At 72.8% G+C, this 18404-nt stretch carries 24 protein-coding genes; 8 read left to right on the forward strand and 16 right to left on the reverse strand.

Annotated features, from left to right (window positions below):
- Positions 1-11: 11 nt before the first annotated feature.
- The gene (locus FHS37_RS40625) at positions 12-146 is read right to left on the reverse strand and encodes a hypothetical protein (RefSeq protein WP_268254598.1); all 135 of its coding nucleotides are present in this window, start codon (positions 144-146) and stop codon (positions 12-14) included.
- Between the two features lie 157 nt (positions 147-303).
- On the opposite strand from FHS37_RS40625, the gene FHS37_RS30430 reads away from it, so the two are divergent.
- The 3 genes from FHS37_RS30430 to FHS37_RS30440 all read left to right on the forward strand — a co-directional run bounded on the left by FHS37_RS30430 (position 304) and on the right by FHS37_RS30440 (position 1778).
- Complete coding sequence (locus FHS37_RS30430) at positions 304-696, forward strand: DUF2795 domain-containing protein (protein ID WP_184827131.1); 393 nt, start codon at positions 304-306, stop codon at positions 694-696.
- A 93-nt stretch (positions 697-789) separates the two neighbouring features.
- Entirely contained in the window at positions 790-1215 is a 426-nt protein-coding gene (locus tag FHS37_RS30435; RefSeq protein WP_184827133.1) for a CBS domain-containing protein, read from the forward strand.
- Between the two features lie 20 nt (positions 1216-1235).
- Positions 1236-1778, forward strand: a complete 543-nt coding sequence (locus FHS37_RS30440; protein ID WP_184827135.1) for a type 1 glutamine amidotransferase domain-containing protein — start codon at positions 1236-1238, stop codon at positions 1776-1778.
- Between the two features lie 102 nt (positions 1779-1880).
- Here the strand turns inward: FHS37_RS30440 and FHS37_RS30445 are convergent, their stop codons facing one another.
- Positions 1881-2168: a DUF6158 family protein gene (locus FHS37_RS30445; RefSeq protein ID WP_184827137.1), complete on the reverse strand. Its 288-nt coding sequence runs from the start codon at positions 2166-2168 to the stop codon at positions 1881-1883.
- A 62-nt stretch (positions 2169-2230) separates the two neighbouring features.
- Between FHS37_RS30445 and FHS37_RS30450 the strand changes: the two genes are divergently transcribed.
- Positions 2231-3343, forward strand: coding sequence for a baeRF2 domain-containing protein (locus tag FHS37_RS30450; RefSeq protein WP_184827139.1), 1113 nt, complete (start codon positions 2231-2233; stop codon positions 3341-3343).
- A gap of 97 nt (positions 3344-3440) precedes the next feature.
- On the opposite strand, the gene FHS37_RS30455 is transcribed toward FHS37_RS30450, so the two are convergent.
- Entirely contained in the window at positions 3441-5060 is a 1620-nt protein-coding gene (locus FHS37_RS30455; protein ID WP_184827141.1) for an ABC-F family ATP-binding cassette domain-containing protein, read from the reverse strand.
- Positions 5061-5241: 181 nt separating this feature from the next.
- On the opposite strand from FHS37_RS30455, the gene FHS37_RS30460 reads away from it, so the two are divergent.
- Positions 5242-6063 carry a methyltransferase domain-containing protein gene (locus FHS37_RS30460; protein ID WP_184827143.1) on the forward strand — a complete coding sequence of 274 codons (822 nt, stop codon included), beginning with the start codon at positions 5242-5244 and terminating at the stop codon, positions 6061-6063.
- Positions 6064-6105: 42 nt separating this feature from the next.
- Entirely contained in the window at positions 6106-6276 is a 171-nt protein-coding gene (locus FHS37_RS30465; protein WP_184827145.1) for a hydrophobic protein, read from the forward strand.
- Between the two features lie 22 nt (positions 6277-6298).
- Here FHS37_RS30465 and FHS37_RS30470 read toward each other — a convergent pair whose 3' ends face one another.
- The 13 genes from FHS37_RS30470 to FHS37_RS30530 all read right to left on the reverse strand — a co-directional run bounded on the left by FHS37_RS30470 (position 6299) and on the right by FHS37_RS30530 (position 16152).
- On the reverse strand, positions 6299-6616 hold the full coding sequence (locus FHS37_RS30470) for a gas vesicle protein K (protein WP_184827375.1): 318 nt from the start codon (positions 6614-6616) through the stop codon (positions 6299-6301).
- A gap of 35 nt (positions 6617-6651) precedes the next feature.
- On the reverse strand, positions 6652-6840 hold the full coding sequence (locus tag FHS37_RS30475; RefSeq protein WP_004981027.1) for a gas vesicle protein: 189 nt from the start codon (positions 6838-6840) through the stop codon (positions 6652-6654).
- Positions 6837-7619, reverse strand: a complete 783-nt coding sequence (locus tag FHS37_RS30480) for a GvpL/GvpF family gas vesicle protein (RefSeq protein WP_184827147.1) — start codon at positions 7617-7619, stop codon at positions 6837-6839. Before FHS37_RS30480 ends, FHS37_RS30475 begins: the two co-directional genes overlap by 4 nt.
- Positions 7616-7951 (reverse strand): gas vesicle protein, encoded by a 336-nt coding sequence (locus FHS37_RS30485; RefSeq protein WP_184827149.1) that lies wholly within the window; start codon positions 7949-7951, stop codon positions 7616-7618. The genes FHS37_RS30480 and FHS37_RS30485 overlap by 4 nt, the downstream gene beginning before the upstream one ends.
- Entirely contained in the window at positions 7948-9162 is a 1215-nt protein-coding gene (locus FHS37_RS30490) for an SRPBCC family protein (RefSeq protein ID WP_184827151.1), read from the reverse strand. Before FHS37_RS30490 ends, FHS37_RS30485 begins: the two co-directional genes overlap by 4 nt.
- Entirely contained in the window at positions 9159-9761 is a 603-nt protein-coding gene (locus FHS37_RS30495; RefSeq protein ID WP_184827152.1) for a DNA primase, read from the reverse strand. The genes FHS37_RS30490 and FHS37_RS30495 overlap by 4 nt, the downstream gene beginning before the upstream one ends.
- A complete protein-coding gene (locus FHS37_RS30500; RefSeq protein ID WP_184827154.1) occupies positions 9758-10024 on the reverse strand; it encodes a gas vesicle protein GvpG in 267 nt (88 codons plus the stop codon). The genes FHS37_RS30495 and FHS37_RS30500 overlap by 4 nt, the downstream gene beginning before the upstream one ends.
- Positions 10025-10028: 4 nt before the next feature.
- Positions 10029-10802, reverse strand: coding sequence for a GvpL/GvpF family gas vesicle protein (locus tag FHS37_RS30505; RefSeq protein ID WP_184827156.1), 774 nt, complete (start codon positions 10800-10802; stop codon positions 10029-10031).
- Positions 10799-11233: a gas vesicle structural protein GvpA gene (locus tag FHS37_RS30510; protein ID WP_184827158.1), complete on the reverse strand. Its 435-nt coding sequence runs from the start codon at positions 11231-11233 to the stop codon at positions 10799-10801. The genes FHS37_RS30505 and FHS37_RS30510 overlap by 4 nt, the downstream gene beginning before the upstream one ends.
- 46 nt (positions 11234-11279) lie before the next feature.
- On the reverse strand, positions 11280-11660 hold the full coding sequence (locus FHS37_RS30515) for a gas vesicle protein GvpO (protein WP_184827160.1): 381 nt from the start codon (positions 11658-11660) through the stop codon (positions 11280-11282).
- Positions 11661-11762: 102 nt separating this feature from the next.
- The gene (ligD, locus tag FHS37_RS30520; protein ID WP_184827162.1) at positions 11763-12698 is read right to left on the reverse strand and encodes a non-homologous end-joining DNA ligase; all 936 of its coding nucleotides are present in this window, start codon (positions 12696-12698) and stop codon (positions 11763-11765) included.
- Positions 12695-14557, reverse strand: a complete 1863-nt coding sequence (locus FHS37_RS30525) for a transketolase (RefSeq protein ID WP_184827164.1) — start codon at positions 14555-14557, stop codon at positions 12695-12697. The genes ligD and FHS37_RS30525 overlap by 4 nt, the downstream gene beginning before the upstream one ends.
- Positions 14554-16152: an NAD(P)/FAD-dependent oxidoreductase gene (locus FHS37_RS30530; RefSeq protein ID WP_184827166.1), complete on the reverse strand. Its 1599-nt coding sequence runs from the start codon at positions 16150-16152 to the stop codon at positions 14554-14556. Before FHS37_RS30530 ends, FHS37_RS30525 begins: the two co-directional genes overlap by 4 nt.
- A gap of 142 nt (positions 16153-16294) precedes the next feature.
- On the opposite strand from FHS37_RS30530, the gene FHS37_RS30535 reads away from it, so the two are divergent.
- Together FHS37_RS30535 and FHS37_RS30540 are read left to right on the forward strand one after the other, a co-directional pair.
- Positions 16295-17257 carry an LLM class F420-dependent oxidoreductase gene (locus FHS37_RS30535; RefSeq protein WP_184827168.1) on the forward strand — a complete coding sequence of 321 codons (963 nt, stop codon included), beginning with the start codon at positions 16295-16297 and terminating at the stop codon, positions 17255-17257.
- A gap of 45 nt (positions 17258-17302) precedes the next feature.
- Entirely contained in the window at positions 17303-18394 is a 1092-nt protein-coding gene (locus FHS37_RS30540) for an enolase C-terminal domain-like protein (protein WP_184827170.1), read from the forward strand.
- Positions 18395-18404: the final 10 nt, after the last annotated feature.

Below are 18404 nucleotides of genomic sequence, written 5' to 3' on the forward strand. Positions count from 1 at the left end.
ACCTCCTCCGGTCAGGCCGTCGGGGCGCGGCCGGCGGGATCCCCGGCGTCCGGCCGCCGGGGCGGCAGCACCAGGTCCTCGTAGCGTCCCAGCACCAGGACCACGCCGAGCATGAGCAGGGGGACGAGCACGGCGAGCACCACCATGGCCGGACCTTTCCGGGAGCCATGTGGGGGGCGGGTGATCCGGGTCCCCCGCCCCCCGGCGGTCAAACCGGGGCGGTGCCGATCCGCCGCCCCGACCCCGTGTCGGCCTCCGCTGGCCGGGTACGCGGTGCGGACCCCCGAAGGTCTGGAGGGAGACATGCAGCGAGGCAGTGACCGGCTGAGCGTCCACCGCGACGACGAGATGAAGCACGAATTGCAGGGGCTGCTCAGGTCCGGGCACCCCACCCGAACCGAGGAGTGGCACGACCCGGAGCCGTTCGCCGACGACGACCCGGAGGTCGTGCGCGGTCCGGTGACGCCGGGCCGCGGGCCGACGTCGATGGAGTCGGTGCGGCTGGAACTGGCCAGGATCCTGGGCCGCGGGGCCTTCCCCGCGGGTCCGCGTGAGCTGATGCGCACGCTGAACCGGCGGTACGCGCCCGACACGCTGGTCGAGGCGCTGGAGCGGCTGCCGCGCGAGGCCCGCTACCAGAACGTGCAGGAGCTGGCCGAGGCGCTGACCCGGTCCCGGGAGACGGAGAACGCCTAGTCGGCCGTTCGGGGCACCACGTCCGGGCCGCCCCTAGGGGGCGGACCGTCCGCGGTGCCCGTTCGGCCGGGAAGCGGAGAGAAGGCCTCAGTCATGGCCGAGTTCGTCAAGGACGTGATGACTCCGGGCGTGGTCGCCGTGCGCCCGGACGCCTCGCTCGTCGAGGCGGCGCAGCTCATGCGCACCCAGAACATCGGCGACGTGGTGGTGGCCGACGGGCAGCGGGTGGTCGGCGTGCTGACCGACCGCGACATCACGGTCCGGGCGGTCGCGGAGGGCGCGGACCCGCTCGGTGTGAGCGTCGGGTCGGTGTGCACCCCGGATCCGTTGACGCTCGCCCCGGGCGATCCGGTGTCCTCGGCCGTCGCGCTGATGCGTGAGCACGCCGTGCGCCGGATCCCGGTCGTCGAGAACGGTCTGCCCGTCGGGCTGGTGAGCCTCGGCGACCTGGCCCGGGCGCAGGACCCCGGGTCCGCGCTGGCCGGCATCAGCCGCGCGAAGCCGGACGAGAACAGCTGAACGAAAGGACGTGGGACCCCATGCGCATCGCATTCCTGACCGCGCCCGAGGGCGTCGAGCAGGTCGAGCTGACCGAGCCGTGGCAGGCGGCCGTGGACGCCGGTCACGAACCCGTGCTCGTCTCGACGCAGTCGGGCAAGATCCAGGCGTTCGACCACCTCGACAAGGCGGACACCTTCCCCGTGCAGGAGGTCGTCGGCGAGACGTCGGCCGACTCCTTCGGCGGGCTGGTGCTGCCGGGCGGGGTGGCCAACCCGGACTTCCTGCGCACGGACGAGAAGGCCGTGGCGTTCGTGCGGGACTTCTTCGAGCAGGGCCGGCCGGTCGCCGCGATCTGTCACGCCCCCTGGACCCTCGTCGAGGCGGACGTGGTCCGGGGGCGGGTGCTGACCAGCTGGCCGAGCCTGCGGACCGACCTCCGCAACGCCGGTGCCACGTGGGTCGACGAGCAGGTGCAGATCTGCGACCACGGGCCCAACAAGCTGGTCACCAGCCGCAAGCCGGACGATCTCAAGGCGTTCTGCGAGGCGTACCTGGAGGTGTTCGGGTCGGAAGGGGGCTGAGGAGTCCCGGACCGCCTGCTTCGGGCCCGCCTTCGTGCGGGCCCGAAGCAGGCGGCCGGACGGGCGCGGACGCGTTCGGGCGCGCCGCGGACCCGGGTGCGTTCAGGTGCCCGGGGTCGTGGGGGCCGCCGTGTCCGCGCCGCCCCGTTCCCGGGCCCCTTCGCGGGTGCGGCCGGCCGCCACCGGGCGGCGCGGGTTGCGGCGCAGGTACTCGCCCTCCAGCTGCGCCATCCGCTCGTTGTGGGCCCGCAGCGCGTCGTTGGAGCCGTACAGCAGCGTGTCGTGACGCGTGCGGTGGATGGTCTCCAGCTCCTTCATGAGCTGCTGGTCGTCCAGACGGCTCGGCTCGACTCCGGTCATCGTGGTGCCCCGCTCGTCGTGTGCGTTCATGCGGTCCGGGTACCCGCCCGGTCGGCACAAGCACTACCCCGAACGGCAACCGGGAGGGAGCCATGGAACTCGCTTTCCTGCAGCCACTCTACGAACGTCCCGGCCCCTGGGCCTCCGTCTACTTCGACACCTCCCGGCACACGGAGAACACCCCCCACGAGCGGGAGCTGACGGCCCGGGCGATGGCCCGGGAGCTGGCCGACCAGGGCGCGGACGAGGCGACCTGCGACGCGGTGCGACGCGCGCTCGAGGACCTGCGGCACTCCTCCGAACCGCACGGTCGCGCCCTGTTCGCCCAGGGTGGCGAGGTGGTTCTCGACCCGCCCCTGGCCAAAGCCCCGCAGAGCGACTGGGCGGAGTGGGCACCGCTGCCCAGGGTCGCGCCGCTGCTGGAGCTGGCCGGTGAGGATCCCGTGTGCGTGGTGGCCTACGTCGACCGCAAGGGCGCGGACTTCGAGCTGCGCAGCGCGCTCGGCCGGGAGGACGCCGGCGGCGTCACCGGGCGTCAGTGGCCGGTGCACCGGACCAGCTCCGTCGACTGGTCGGAGCGCCACTTCCAGCTGCGGGTGGAGAACACCTGGGAGCACAACGCCGCGGAGATCGCCGACGCGCTCGCCGTGTGCCAGGAGGAGACCGGGGCCGATCTGCTGATCCTCGTCGGTGACGACCGCGAGCAGCGCTCCGTGCACGAGCGGCTGCCGCAGCGGTTGCACGACCTGGTGGTCGAGGCCTCGCGCGGCACCGGCAGCAGGCTGCTCGACGAGGACGTGGAGCGGGCCCGGGCGGAGCACGTCCGCAACCGGGCGGCGGCGGAGCTGGAGCGGTTCCTGGCCGCCCGCACCCCCGACGACGAGGGCCGCGCGGGTGCGGTGGAGGGCGTGCCGGCGCTGGTGGAGGCGGCGCGCGAGCACCGGATCGACGAGCTGCTGATCCGGCCGGACGGGCCGGACGCGCACCGTGAGGTGTGGATCGGTGAGGATCCGGACCAGTTGGCGGTGCGGCGCACCGATCTGAAGATCCTCGGTGAGCAGCAGTCGTGGTCGGCCCGCGCGGACGACGCGCTGATCCGTTCGGCGGTCGCGACGGACGCGCCCGCGCTGTCGGTGACGGCGGCGCCCCAGACGCAGGAGGACGCGCCGGTGGGCGGACTGGGGGCGTTGCTGCGCTGGAAGTGAACCGCGGCGGCGCGTGGGGAAGTCTCCCGGTGCGGGTCACCGGGGGCCTTCGCCCGCCGGCGCCGCCCGCTGCGGCCGCGACCGCGGCCGCGTCGGTCTACCGCGCTCGTTCCACCCGGCGTTCGTCCCACACCGGTTCCGGGGTCTCCCTGACCCTGCCGTCGCTGCCGAAGACCAGGAAGCGGTCGAAGGAGCGGGCGAACCAGCGGTCGTGCGTGACCGCGAGGACCGTGCCCTCGAAGGCTTCCAGGCCCTCCTGCAACGCCTCCGCGGACTCCAGGTCGAGGTTGTCCGTCGGCTCGTCGAGCAGCAGGGCCGTGACGCCCTGGAGCTCCAGCAGCAGGATCTGGAAGCGGGCCTGCTGGCCGCCGGACAGCCGCTCGAAGGTCCGCTCGGCCTGGCCGGTCAGCTCGTAGCGGCGCAGCCGGGACATGGCGGCGCCCCGGTCCTGGGCGTGTTCCTCCCACAGGATGTCCAGGAGCGTGCGGCCCTCCAGTTCGGGGTGCGCGTGCGTCTGTGCGAAGTGTCCGGGGACGACGCGTGCGCCGAGGCGCCACCCGCCCGTGTGGGCCACGTCGTCACCGGCCAGCAGGCGCAGGAAGTGCGACTTGCCGGAGCCGTTGGAGCCGAGCACGGCGACGCGTTCGCCGTAGAACACCTCCAGGTCGAAGGGTTTCATCAGGCCGGTGAGTTCGAGCCGCTCGCAGGTGACCGCGCGCACTCCGGTGCGGCCGCCCTTCAGGCGCATCGTGATGTTCTGCTCGCGCGGCGGCTCCGGCGGGGGTCCCGCCTCCTCGAACTTGCGCAGCCGGGTCTGGGCGGCCTGGTAGCGGGAGGCCATCTCGTGGCTGATCGACGCGGCCTGGCGGAGGTTCAGGACGAGTTTCTTGAGCTGGGCGTGCTTCTCGTCCCAGCGCCTGCGCAGCTCCTCGAAGCGGGCGAAGCGTTCGCGGCGGGCCTCGTGGTACGTGGCGAAGCCGTCGCCGTGCACCCAGGCGTCGGCGCCGGCGGGACCGGGTTCGAGGGAGACGATGCGCCGGGCGGCGCGGGCGAGGAGTTCGCGGTCGTGGGAGACGAGCAGCACGGTCTTGCGGGTACGGTCGAGCTGCTCCTCCAGCCAGCGCTTGCCGGGTACGTCGAGGTAGTTGTCGGGCTCGTCGAGGAGGAGGACCTCGTCGGTGCCGCGCAGCAGGGCCTCGAGGACCAGGCGTTTCTGTTCGCCGCCGGAGAGGGTGCGGACCTGGCGCCACTGCGCCTTCTCGTACGGGACGCCCAGCGCGGCCGTGGTGCACACGTCCCACAGCGTCTCCGCCTCGTAGCCGCGGGCCTCGGCCCAGTCGGCGAGGGCCTGCGCGTAGCGGAGCTGGGCGGCCTCGTCGTCGACTGTCATGACGGCGTGCTCGGCCTCGTCGACGGCGCGGGCCGCCTCGCGGATGCGGGGCGTGGCCACGGAGACGAGGAGGTCGCGCACGGTCGTCTCGTCCCGCACGGAGCCGACGAACTGGCGCATGACGCCGAGGCCGCCGGTGACGGTGACGGATCCGCCGTGCGGCTTCAGCTCGCCGGAGAGGAGGCGGAGCAGGGTCGTCTTGCCCGCGCCGTTCGGGCCGACCAGGGCCGTGACGGTCCCCTCTCCCACCCGGAAGGACACGTCGCCCAGGAGCGCCCTCCCGTCGGGGAGGTAGTACTCCAGGTGCGCGGCTTCCAGGTGACCCATGACAGGAGATTGTGCAGACCGTCGGTGCAGGTCTCAAACGGTTTTCCGGGCACCTCCCGCCCCCGTCCCTTCTCCGCTTCCCGGAGCCGCTGACCATGATGTGAGACACGGATCTCATCATGCGGCCGCATTGCGTACGGTGACGGCCGTCCCGACGAGAAGAGAAGGGGTGGGATCGACCATGCCGGAAGCGCGGGAGACCGCCGTCTACACGCACGGGCACCACGAGTCGGTGCTCCGGTCGCACACCTGGCGGACCGCCGCCAACTCCGCGGCGTACCTCCTGGGGGCGCTGGAGCCCCACATGCGGATCCTGGACATCGGCTGCGGGCCCGGCACCATCACCGCCGACCTGGCCGGGCTCGTTCCCGACGGGCACGTCACCGGTCTCGACCGGGAGCCGGGGATCCTGGAGCGGGCCCGGGCGGTGGCCGGCGAGCGGGAGCTGACGAACGTCGACTTCGCGGTGGGCGACGTGCACGCGCTGGACTTCCCGGACGACACGTTCTGCGTGGTCCACGCCCATCAGGTGCTCCAGCACGTGGGTGATCCGGTCCGGGCGCTGCGGGAGATGAAGCGGGTGACGAAGCCGGGCGGGTTCGTCGCCGTCCGGGACTCGGACTACGCGGCGATGACCTGGTACCCCCCGTCGCCCGGCCTGGACGACTGGCTGGAGCTGTACCGGCGGGTGGCGCGGGCCAACGGGGGCGAGCCGGACGCCGGGCGGCGGCTGAAGTCCTGGGCGCTCGCGGCGGGACTCACGGACGTCACCGCGACCTCGGCGACCTGGACCTTCTCGGCCCCCGGGGAGCGAGCCTGGTGGAGCGGCCTGTGGGCGGACCGCACCGTGGCGTCGGTCTACGCCGACCGGGCCGTCGAGGGCGGCCACGCCACCCGCGAGCAGCTGCGGGCGGTGGCCGGGGCCTGGCGGGAGTGGGGTGGGCGGGAGGACGGCTGGTTCAGCGTGCTGCACGGAGAAATTCTCTGCCGCAAGGAAGCCTGAATCGCAATTTCCGGGCAATCAGGAAGTCAGGAGGTTGACATTATGGTTCCCATTCTGCTCGTTCTGCTCCTGGCCCTGATCCTTTTCGGTGCCGGATTCGCGGTAAAGGTGCTCTGGTGGATCGCCCTGGCCGTTCTGGTCCTGTGGCTGCTGGGATTCTTCATGCGCAGCACGACGGCGAGCGGTGGCCGGGGCCGCTGGTACCGGTGGTGAGGTGACGGGAATTCCCCGGGACTCAGTCCCGGGGAAGCAGCGGTCCGAGCGGCCCGAGGTCCAGGTTGAGGTCCTCGGGCCGCAGCCCGTATCGGTCGCGCAGTTCCGCCATCCGGTCCTCGAGCAGCATCAGCGTGAGCCCGACCCGCTCCTCCTGCTCCTCGGTCAGGTCCCCCTCGTCGAACCGGCGCAGCGCCTGGCGCTCCATGAGCTGGCGCAGCAGTTCGACGACCGTGAGCACCAGCTTGACCAGGTCGCGCTCGACCGTGTCCGGCTCCAGGTCGAGCCGCCGGCGCCGGCTGCCGTGCGGTTCGACGGGCGGGGCGTCGTGCGGCTCGATCTGCGGGGCTGTGGGCCGGTCGTCCTGGTGGGCCGTCAACGCGACTCCTCGAAGGGGGAGGGAACCTGCGCGTTCACCGAGCTGATGAGCGCATTGAGGTCGATGCGGACCAGGTCGACGTCCGCGATGCGCAGCGTGATGTCGCCCGTGATGACGACACCGCCGGCCAGAAGCCGGTCGAGCAGGTCCACCAGAGCTATTTCCCGGCGTTCGACGACGGTCACGGCCCCTCCCCCGAGGACGCCGTTTCCTCGCCGGCGAACGAATAGGCGGCCCAGGGACCGGTGAGTTCGACCCGTATTCCGGGAACCCCGTCCTTGGTCCGGTCCACCATTTCCACGAATTCCTCGGATTCCGTGCGCGGCACGAGATAGGCGGCATTGAGCACGTTCCGCCCGGAGGCACCGGACAGCGCGGGGTTCTGCGGTGCGTGCAGCCGGGAATCCTCGGCGCGCGCGGAAAGCGTCTCGTGCAGCCGGGTCGCGAAGGTCTCGGCCCGCTGCCACAGTTCCTCGTGCGTTTTCGTGCGCGTGCGCCGTTGCCGCAGGTAGTCCCGGCCCGACATCGGCTTCCGTTCGGGCACGGCGACGGCCTCCGGCTCCGGTTCCGGCTCGAGGTAGACCTTGACGCCCCACTCCACCCGTCCCGCCAGCCGGTCCAGGGTCCGCAGGAAGCTCTCCTCGCGCGCCTCCATCATCGTCCGCACACCGCTGTCGTCCCGGAACACGGTGCCGAGCCGCAGCGGCAGCGGGGTGGTGACGGTGGTGAGCGCGTCGATCACGCCCTGGTGGGCACGGGCGACCGCGGTCAGCCAGTCGAGGTCCTCCAGATGCGCGCGGAGCGGTTCCTCGGCGAAGTCCGCCTCCGGCACGTGGCTGACCACGGCCACCAGGCCGTGGTGGGGCAGCAGCCGGGGCGGATCGCCTCCGACGCCCGTCAACTGGGCCTGGAGCGGCGTGCCGAAAGGACGGCAGACGGCGTAGACGTACCGCAGTCCGGTCACGGTGCCTCCTCTTGCGCGCGGCGGGGTTCCAGTTCCTCCAGCCGGGCCAGCCGCTCGCGCAACTCGGCGTTCTCCCTGGCCAGTTCGTCCCTACGGGCACGCGAGGACAGGGCCGGGTCGGACTCCCACCAGTCGATCCCCATCTCCTTCGCCTTGTCGACGGAGGCGACGATGAGCCGCAGCTTGATGGTGAGCAGTTCGATGTCGAGCAGGTTGATGCGGATGTCGCCCGCGATGACGACGCCCTTGTCGAGCACCCGTTCCAGGATGTCGGCGAGGTTGGCGCCACCGCCCTGACCGTAGGGCTCGGGCAACCGGCTGGGCGTCGTCATCGGCGGCTCCCGCTCTCCGGGTACTCGTCCTCGTACTCGTCACCCTCGTCGTACTCGGCCTCGTCCTCCTCCTCGGCCTCGGGCTCGTACTCAGCCTCGGCCTCGGGCTCCGTTCCGGGCTCGTCCTCGTACTCGTCGTCGTAGGAGTCCTCGGCCGGCTCCTCACCGGTGTCCTCCTCCGCTTCCTCCTCCTCGTCGTACGCGCCCTCGTCCTCCTCCTCGGCCTCGGGTTCGGTGTCCTCGTCCTCGGCCTCGGGTTCGGTGTCCTCGTCCTCGGCCTCGGGTTCGGTGTCTTCCTCCTCGGCCTCGGGCTCCGTGCCCTCCTCCTCCTCGGCCAGGGCGTCCTCGTGGCTGCGGACCACCTCGCCGTCGCGGATCTCACCGCGCCAGCTGTCCTCGGCCTCGCCCTTCAGGGTGATGAAGCGGGCGAAGTTCTTCAGGTCGAGCCGGGCCCGGCGGCCCTGGGCGCGCCAGATGTTGCCGGTCTTCTCGAAGAGGCCCGTGGGGTAGTACTCGATGACCAGCAGGACCCGGGTGAGGTTGTCGGCGAGGCGGTGGAAGGAGACGACGCCCTTGGTCGTGCCCTTGGCTCCCTCGGAGGACCAGGCGATCCGGTCGTCGGGGATCTGCTCGGTGGTCTTCGCCTTCCAGCTGCGGTTGGACCAGAACACCTTCAGCTGCCAGTCCGAGGTGGTGTCGTCGGCCTTGCCGGCGCTCTTCACCCCCTTGGCGAAGGTGCTGAAGTCCTGGTACTGGGTCCACTGGTCGTAGGCCGTGCGCAGCGGGACCCCGACGTCGATGTGCTCGATGATGACGGTGGGCTTCTTGCCCGCGGAGCGCTTGCGCTTGCCCTTGCCGCCGCCCAGCCCCTTCAACGCGCCGACCACGTTGTCCTTGGCGCGGGAGGCACCGAGCTCGACGGCGGTGCGCAGGGGGCCCTTGCCCTCGGCGATCTTGCGGCCGCCGTCGAGGGCGAGCCTGGCGAGGCCCGGACTGTTGCCCTCGGCCATGTCGTTGAGCTTGTTCGTGGTCTCGCCGAGCTTGCGGCCGACGCCGGTCAGCAGGCGGGTGGCCTGGGCGGCGAGGTAGTCCTGCAGCTCGGCCTTGAGCCGGTCGGCGGCCTCGCTGTGGGCCACGTCGGCGAGCGGATTCCCCTTTTCGCGCGCGCCGTCGCGCGCGGCGGAGGTGGCCGATCCGAGTGTCTCGGTCATCCCTCACCGCCTCCCTTCTGCGTGCGGGAGCGGGTGCCCCGGGACGCGGCGGTCTTCTTGGCGGCCGTCTTCTTGGCCGCGGCCTTCTTCGCCGGGGCGGCCTTCTTCGCCGGGGCGGTCTTCTTCCCGGCGGTCCTCTTGGCGGCCTGCTTCGCCGGGGCCTTCTTGGCGGCCTTCTTCGCCGCCGGCTCCTCGTCCTCCCGCTCGTCCCGCTCGTCCCGCTCGTCCCGCGGTGCGCGGTCCTCCTCCTCGGCGTCCTCGTCGGCGCGCTCCTGCCGGACCGCGCCCGACAGCCGGTCGCGCACCTCGGCGGTACGGCCGTGCAGGCGGTCGGCGAAGGCGTCGAGCTGCCGCTCGACCAGGGCACCGGAGGCCGCCTTGCCGACGCCGCGCAGATCACCGCGCAGCTGGTCGCCCAGCTCCTTGAACTGCGGGTTGTCCCGCAGCTGCTGGGACACCAGGTCCGCGACCATCCGCGGGCTGAGGTTCAGCTTCTTGCCGGCCACCAGGCCGCCGACGGCGAGCGCCATCTTCAGCTTCTTGGTCCGTCCGAGGAGGTATCCGGCCCCGATAGCGAGGCCCAGTCCCGTTCGATTCACTGTCGTGCCGTCCCATCCCCTGTACCCGCGCTCGTGCGCGTCGCGGTCTCCAACCGGTCGAGGAGTTCGTCCTCCTGCCGGTCGAACTCCTCCTCGGTGATCTCTCCGGCCTCCAGCTGCTCCTCCAGCCGTGCCAGTTCGGCACGGATGGTGGCGGGGTCGTAATAGATCCGCTCCGCCTCCTGGAGCACCTGCCGGATGGCCCAGGCGCTGCCGCGCACCGGGGCGAACGGCAGCAGCAGCACCTCCGAGATCAGGCCCATGTCGTCACCCCGCTCCGGTGTCCGCCCCACCGGCCGTGGCGCCCGCCGGCTCGGCCGGACCGGGCTCGACGAAGCTGTACGGCGGCAGCGGGCCGTTCAGGCGCACCTCCAGATGGGGCATGTCCTTGCGGACCTGCTCCACGGCCGCCAGGAACTCCTCCGCCGTCTCGCGCTTGACCAGGTAGGACACATTGGCGAGCCAGCCCGTGGACTCGGGGCCCACGCTCACGGCGTCGGCGGCCGGTGCCAGCGCGCGCTCCAACGCGGCGCCGTCCTCGGCCTCCCTGTCCTTGACCGCGGCGGCGACCATCTCGCCGAGCCGGATCTTGTCCTCGTAACTTCCGCCGCCCGCCTGCCGGTTGGACTCCGCGAGGGCGCGGATCTCCGGGTTTCCGGCCATCACGTGGTGCAGGACGGCTTCCTCGATGTGGTTGGCCTTGACGTTGTACTCGACCCGGCCGTCCAGCGCCCGCAGCCGCTCCCCGTAGTGCTCGGCGCGTTCGGCGAGGACCCCGGTGACGGCGTCGTCGTCCGGGGCGACGCTGCCGAAGCGCATGGGCAGCACGCAGCCGGCCGCGCCGGCCTCACTGAGCACGTTCTGGTGGGCGAGCAGTTCCCTGCGCTTGGGACGCAGCCCCTCGGGGGCGTCGCTGACGACGGCCGCCAGCTCCCCCACCCGCAGGACGCGCACCGGGCGCGGCGGGTCGCCGACGCCCCCCATGCCCTCGGGGAGTGCGGGGTGCGAGGCCGCCGTGATGCCGTAGACGTAGGTGCTCACTCCTGCTCCTCCTTCCGGCGGGCCGACGCGGCCTTGCGGGGCCGCGGACGGGACTCGGCCTCGCGCTCGGAACCGCCGTCACGCCCCTGCTTGAACGCCTCCGAAATGGTCTCGGCGGCACCCGACAGCGCCCCCTTGGACTTGCCGCGGGCGCCGGACTCGGTGACCTCGCCGACGATCTCGGGCAGGCCCGGGCTCTTGCGCGGCCCGGCCTCGAGGTCGAGGCGGTTGCACGCCTCGGCGAAGCGGAGATAGGTGTCGACGCTGGCGACGACGACCCGTACGTCGATCTTGAGGATCTCGATGCCGACCAGGGACACGCGCACGAAGGCGTCGATGACGAGCCCCCTGTCCAGAACAAGCTCAAGCACGTCGTAGAGACCGCTGCTGCCGCCTCCACCTCCGGTCTGCTGTGCCGGTACGACTGTCATTCCGGCAGTCCCTCCTTGTCTGTGGGTGTGGGTCCGGTCGGGCGGCCTACCGGCCGCCGGGCCTGTGTGCGTCGGCCCGTCCCCGCTCGTAGCGGCGGACACGCCGGTAGCCGGTGAGCTGACCGTCGGGGTCCAGCTCCACCTGGTAACTCGCCATCAGGCTCATCGTGTCCGGGACGCGCTCGAGTTCGAGCACCTCGACCTCGAGCGCCCAGCCCTCCTCCGTCTGCTCGAAGGACGACACGGACTCGGCTTCCATACCGGTGAGCTCCGCGAGCTGCCCGCGCGCCTGGCGCAGCACCTCCATGGGGCTCGGCCGCTTGGATCGTCTGGTGTTTTCCGTGCTGTTCGCGGTCTTGTGGGTTTCGGGAGCGTCCTGGGATTCCTGTGAATCCTGTGGCTCTTCGGTGTTCTTTGCGTTCGACATGGCCACCTCCCCCTTCGTGTGGCCGCAAGCCTGTTCGCCAAACCTCCACGGACTCACCCGTTCGCCGCGGTCCGGCTCCGGGACGGGCGCGCGGGCCGCCGTTCAGCCGCGCAGCGCCCGCAGCCGGCGGCGCGCGGGCCCCAGGGCGCGGCCCCGGCTCAGCAGCCCGGCCCACGGGTCGGTGCGCGCCTGTTCGACGGCGTCGGCGACGGTCCAGCGGCGGGCGTGCAGGTCCGGATCGTCCAGCTGGTCCCAGGAGACGGGGGTGGCGACGGGGGCGCCGGGCAGGGCCCGGACGGTGTAGGGGGCGACCGCGGTCTGCGCGTAGGCGTTGCGCTGGATGTCGAGGTACAGCCGGTCGCCGCGGTCCTTCTTGCGGGCGGCGGTGGTGAGCCGGTCGGGGTGGGCGGCGGCGAGGACGTCGGCGACCTCGCGGGCGAAGGCGCGCACGTCGTCGAAGTCGTGGTGGCCGCTCAGCGGCACGATCACGTGCAGGCCGCGGGAGCCGGTGGTCATCAGCGCCGAGGGCAGGTTCAGCTCGTCGAGCAGTTCCCCCAGCAGCCGCGCCGCCTCCCGCACCGCCGCGAAGTCGTCGTCCGGGGGGTCGAGGTCGAACACCAGCCGGTCGGGCCGGTCGACGCCACCGGGGCCGTCGGCACGGGACAGCCAGCGGTGCAGGGTGATGCTCGCCTGGTCGACGAGGTACAGAAGGGTGGCGGTGTCGTCGCACACCGTGTGCCGGACGGTGCCGCCCTCCTTGGCGACCTCGACCCGGGTGATCCACTCCGGGTAGCCGTCCGGCGTGTTCTTCTGCATGAACGTGGGCCCTCCGATGCCGTCCGGGCGCCGGTCCAGCATCAGCGGGCGGCCCCGCAGGTGCGGCAGCATGAACGGGGCGACGGCCCGGTGGTAGTCGGCGAGGTCGCCCTTGGTGTACTCCCCGGCGCCTCCGGCGCCGGGGAAGAGCACCTTGTCCGGCCGGTGGATCTCCACCGTGCGACGGCCGGCCCGCACCGTCCGCGCACCGTCGTCGGTCACGACACGATCGCCTCTCCCACCAGCAGCCGGCCGGCCGCCGCGATCGACTCGGCGTCGATGCCGGCGGCGTGCAGCTGCTCGTCCGGGGAGGCGGAACCCGGCATGTTGCGCACGGCGAGCCGCACCAGGCGCGGGACGGGGCGCCCGTCGGCGAAGGCGTCGAGGACCGCGTCCCCGAGGCCGCCCTCGGGGTGGTGGTCCTCCACGGTCACCAGGCAGCCGGTCTCCTCGGCCGCCGTGCGCAGGGTGTCCCGGTCGACGGGCTTGACCGAGTACAGGTCGATCACCCGCACGGCGATGCCCTCCCCCTCCAGGGCGTCCGCGGCGGCCAGTGCCTCGGGCACGGTGACGCCCGCCGCGACGAGGGTGAGCCGGTCCCGGCCGGAGGAGCGCAGCACCTTGCTGCCGCCGACGGGGAACTCCTCGTCGGGGCCGTAGATCACCGGGCTCTCGCCGCGCGAGGTGCGCAGGTAGCGGATGCCGTCGAGGCCGGCCATCGCGGCGACCAGTCGCGCCGTCTGGTTGGCGTCGCACGGGTACAGCACGGTCGAGCCGTGCACCGCCCGCATCATCGCCAGGTCCTCCAGGCCCATCTGGCTGGGCCCGTCCTGGCCGATCGCGACCCCCGCGTGCGAGCCGACGAGGTTGAGGCCGGAGCCGCTGATCGAGGCCATGCGGACGAAGTCGTGGGCGCGGGTGAGGAAGGCCGCGAAGGTGGAGGCGTACGGCACCCAGCCGCGCGCCGCCATGCCGACCGCCGCGGCGACCATCTGCTGCTCGGCGATGTAGCACTCGAAGTAGCGCTCCGGGTGCTCCTTGGCGAAGAACTCCGCGCGCGTGGAGTCGCCGACCTCTCCGTCGAGGGCGACGACGTCGCCGCGCGCGGCGCCGAGGGCGGCCAGCGCCTCGCCGAAGGCGTTCCGGGTGGCCACCTCCTCCCCCTTGTCCCAGCGGGGGAGTTCGAGGGCGGTGGTGTTCCCGGCGGGCGGCGCCCCCGCCCCGGACGTGCCGGAGCCGGACGGCGCCTGTACGCGGATCCGCAGGTCCCGCGGACCGCCGAGTTCGGCGATCGCGTCCTCGGCCTCCGGCAGCGGCTTGCCGTGCAGGCCCTCGCGGTCCTGGACGGCCTCGACGCCCTTGCCCTTGAGGGTGCGGGCGAGGATCGCGGTGGGCTGGCCCTTGGTGGAGAGGGCCTCCCCGTAGGCGCGGTCGACGGCGTCCACGTCGTGGCCGTCCACCTCGACGGTGTGCCAGCCGAAGGCCTGGAAGCGGCGGGCGTAGGCGTCGAGGTCGTGGCCGTGCCGGGTGGGGCCGCGCTGGCCGAGCCGGTTGACGTCCACGATCGCGGTGAGGTTGTCCAGGTGCTCGTACGCGGCCTGCTCGGCGGCCTCCCAGACCGATCCCTCGGCCAGCTCGCTGTCGCCGCACAGCACCCACACCCGGTGGTCGGCGCTCTCCGGCCGCTTCCCGGCCAGCGCGATGCCGACGCCGACCGGGAGGCCCTGGCCGAGCGAACCGGTGGCCGTCTCGACCCACGGCAGCCGCCGGGGCGTGGGGTGCCCTTCGAGACGGCTGCCGTTCTTGCGGAAGGTGAGCAGTTCCTCGTCGCCGATGGCGCCGACCGCCTTGTAGACCGCGTACATCAGGGGCGAGGCGTGGCCCTTGGAGAGGATGAAGCGGTCGTTGCCCGGGTGGTCGGGGTGGTCGAAGTCGTAGCGGAGGTGGCGGGCGAACAGGACGGCCATCAGGTCCGCCGCCGACATCGACGACGTGGGGTGCCCGGAGCCCGCGGCGGCCGCGGCACGGACGCTGTCCACGCGCAACTGCTGTCCGAGCTCCACGAGTTCACCTGTGTTCATGAGTCTCCTTCGGCGGGGTCTGCGGGATCGGCGGGGGTGTCGGTGCGCTTGACGGGGCCCGGGGCGGCACCGGAGCCCGGGGGCGGCTGATCGGCGGGCGGCGCGGGAACGGGCCGGCTCTTCGCGGGTTCACCGCCGGGCCGGCTCTTCGCGGGCTCACCGCCCGGCTGGTTCCTCGCGGGCTCACCGCCCGGCTGGTTCCTCGCCGGTTCACCACCGGGTTGGTTCTTCGCGGGTTCGCCACCGAGCCGGCTCTTCACGGGTTCACCGCCGCCCTGTCCCCGCTCCTGCCCGCCCGGTACCCGTGCCAGTTCCGGGGACGCCGTGTCCAGGGGCACCGACCACGACCGTACGAGCCCCAACTGCACGGCCTGGCGCGGCAGTACGGCGTCCAGGAGCCAGTCGGCGGCGACGCGCACCCGGTTGCCCGGCATCGCCGCGAGGTGGTAGCCGCGGGTGACCGCTCCCGCGGCCGGCCCGGACAGGTGCACGCCGAGCGGGTTGGCGGCGGCCTTGACGCCGCCCAGGTCCACCACGAACCCCATGTCCTTGTGACGGTAGGCGCGCCGCTCGCCGTCACCGCACGACGCGGCGACGTTGTGCGCGCAGAGCTTGCCCTGCCGCCAGGCGTGCTGCGCGGTCATCGGGGTGTACTCCCCGGGCTTCTCCAGATCGGGCACCGCGGCCGCGTCACCGCAGGCGAACACCTCCGGCCGGCCCGGCACCTGCAGGTGCGGGTCGACGAGCAGCCGGCCCCGTTCCATGGGCAGCCCGAGGGACTCGGCGAGCGGATCGGGCCGTACGCCGACGCACCACACCAGCGTGCGGGTGTCGACGAACTCCCCGTCGGTCAGCAGCACTCCCTCGTGCGTGGCCTCCTTCACCGAGGTGCCCATGCGGACGTCCACGCCCCGCCCCCGCAGCACCTTGTCGGCGGTGCGCGAGAGCCGTTCGCCCAGCTCGGGCAGGACCCGGTCGGCGACGTCCAGCAGCAGCCAGCGCGGCCGCATACCGGCCCGCAAGGGGTGCCTGCTGACCTGCGCGTCGGTGAACAGCTGTCCGTGCGCGGCGACTTCGGTGCCGGTGTAGCCGGCGCCCACCACGACGAAGGTGCACCGGGCGGCGCAGCTCTCGGGGTCGTCGGCGGCCGCCGCCAGCTCCACCTGCCGGGTCACGTGGTCGCGCAGGTACAGCGCCTCGGGCAGGCTGCGGAAGCCGTGCGCGTGCTCGGCGACGCCGGGGATGGGCAGCAGCTTGTTGACACTGCCGGCCGCGAGCACCAGCCGGTCGTAGGCGAGGGTGCCGCCGTCACCCTCGGGGCCGGTGTAGTGCACGGTCCGCCCGTCGAGGTCGATGCGGTCGGCCTCCCCCAGCACCAGCCGCACGTGCGGCAGGGTGCCGGACAGGGAGATCGTGACCCGGCGCGGTTCCAGGACGCCGGCGGCGACCTGGGGCAGCAGGGGCAGGTACAGGAAGTAGTCGGTCGGGTTCAGCAGGACGATCTCGGCCCGGCCCCGGGCCAGCCGGGACAGGGTCCGGGCCGTGCGGTACCCGGCGAAACCGGCACCGACGATCACTATGCGGGGTCGACTCACGGTTCGCCTCCGGCGCTGTCGCGTACCTCGGGAGACTTCCGCGTCCCCCCGGCCGGGGCCGCCAAACGTCCGCCGGTTGCCGCCCGGCCCCCCGGGTACCCGGGCCCGGACCCGGACCGCCCACGTCACGGAGGCGCCTCCCATGCCCGAGTACGGCTACTTCCTCTCGTGCGAGCAGTACGGTCCCGCCGAGCTGATCGAGCAGGCGCGGATGGCCGAGCAGGCCGGATTCCGGAGCCTGTGGATCTCGGACCACTACCACCCGTGGACCGACGAGCAGGGACAGAGCCCCTTCGTGTGGTCGGTGATCGGCGCGCTGTCCGAGGCGGTGTCCCTGCCGGTGGAGACGGCGGTGACCTGCCCGACCGTGCGGATGCACCCGGCGGTGGTGGCCCAGGCGGCGGCCACGAGCGCGGTGATGTCGCAGGGCCGGTTCCGGCTCGGCGTGGGCACGGGCGAGGCGCTGAACGAGCACATCCTCGGCGACGCCTGGCCGCCCGCGCGCGTGCGGCTGGAGATGCTGGAGGAGGCCATCCGGGTGATGCGCCGGCTGTTCACCGGCGAGGAGGTCAACCACCACGGCACGCACTACACGGTGGAGAACGCCCGGCTGTACACCGTGCCGGACGAGCCCGTCCCGATCGACGTCTCCGGCTTCGGCCCGGCGGCGACCGAGCTCGCGGCCCGGGTCGGCGACGGCTACGTCACGACGATGCCGGACGCCTCGATGGTGGAGCAGTACCGCGAGGGCGGAGGCGGCGGCAAGCCGGTGAGCGGCGGCACCAAGGTCTGCTACGGCACCGACCGGGACGAGTGCGTGCGCACCGTGCACCGCCTGTGGGCGAACGAGCTGCTGCCCGGCGAACTGGGCCAGGTGCTGCCCTCGCCGAAACACTTCGAGCAGGCGCAGTCCCTGGTCACCGAGGACATGGTGGCCGAGAGCCGGGTGTGCGGCGACGACGTGGACGAGCACGTCGCCGAGCTCAAGCAGTTCTCCGACGCCGGCTTCGACCTGGTCTACGTCAACCAGATCGGCCCCGACCTGCGCGGCTTCTTCGACTTCTACCGCACGAAGGTGCTGCCGCAGCTCCAGCAGGCCGGGTGACCCGGACGAAGGGGAGCCGACGACGAGGCGGAGGAGCGGCCGACGATGGAACTGCACCGACCGGGCGTCTCCGTGTACACCGTGCCGACCGACGCACCGGAGGCGGACGGAACGCTGGCCTGGGAGGCCACGACGGTGGTGATCGCCGAGGTGTCGGCGGGCGGCGCGACCGGCACCGGCTGGACGTACGGCCCGCCCGCGGTCGGCGACTTCCTCGCGGGGCACCTCGCCCCGCTGGTGGAGGGCCGGAGCGCGCTGGACATCCCGGCCGTGCACGACGTGATGTGCCGCTCGGTCCGCGACATCGGGCGTCCGGGCATCGCGTCCTGCGCCATCTCGGCGCTGGACATCGCCCTGTGGGACCTCAAGGCACGCCTACTGGAGCTCCCCCTGGTACGGCTGCTGGGGGCGCGCAGGGAACGGGTGCCGGTGTACGGCAGCGGCGGGTTCACGACGTACCACGACACGCACATGGCCGCGCAGCTCAACGGCTGGGTGCACGGGCAGCACATCCCGCGGGTGAAGATCATGGTCGGTGAGGGCTGGGGCCGGGACGTGGCCCGTGATCTGCACCGGGTGCGGGCCGCCCGGCACGTCGTCGGCGAGCACGCCGAGCTCTACGTCGACGCGGGCGGGGCGTACACCCGCAAGCAGGCGGTGCGGGTCGGCCACGCCCTGGCCGAGCAGGGGGTGGGCTGGTTCGAGGAGCCGGTGTCCTCGGACGACCTGACCGGGCTGCGGCTGGTCCGCGACGCGGTGGTGAGCGACGTGGCCGCCGGGGAGTACGGGTTCGACCTGCCGTACTTCGCGCGCATGATCACGGCCGGGGCGGTGGACTGCCTCCAGGTGGACGCGACGCGCTGCGGCGGCGTGACGGAGTTCCTGCGCGCGGCGGCCCTGGCCGAGGCCCACGGCCTGGAGGTCTCCGCGCACTGCGCCCCGCACGTCCACGCGGCGGTCGCGGCGGCCGTCCCGAACCTGCGGCACATCGAGTGGTTCCACGACCACGTCCGCGTCGAGGACATGTTCTTCGACGGCGCCCTGGACCCCGCGGGCGGCACGGTCACGCCCACCCGGGGCCTCGGCCACGGTCTGACGCTGCGCGCGCAGGACGTGGCGGACTACCGGGTGGGCTAGGGTCTCTCGT

Source organism: Streptomyces griseomycini (assembly GCF_014203535.1).
In the GTDB taxonomy this organism is placed as follows: domain Bacteria; phylum Actinomycetota; class Actinomycetes; order Streptomycetales; family Streptomycetaceae; genus Streptomyces; species Streptomyces griseomycini.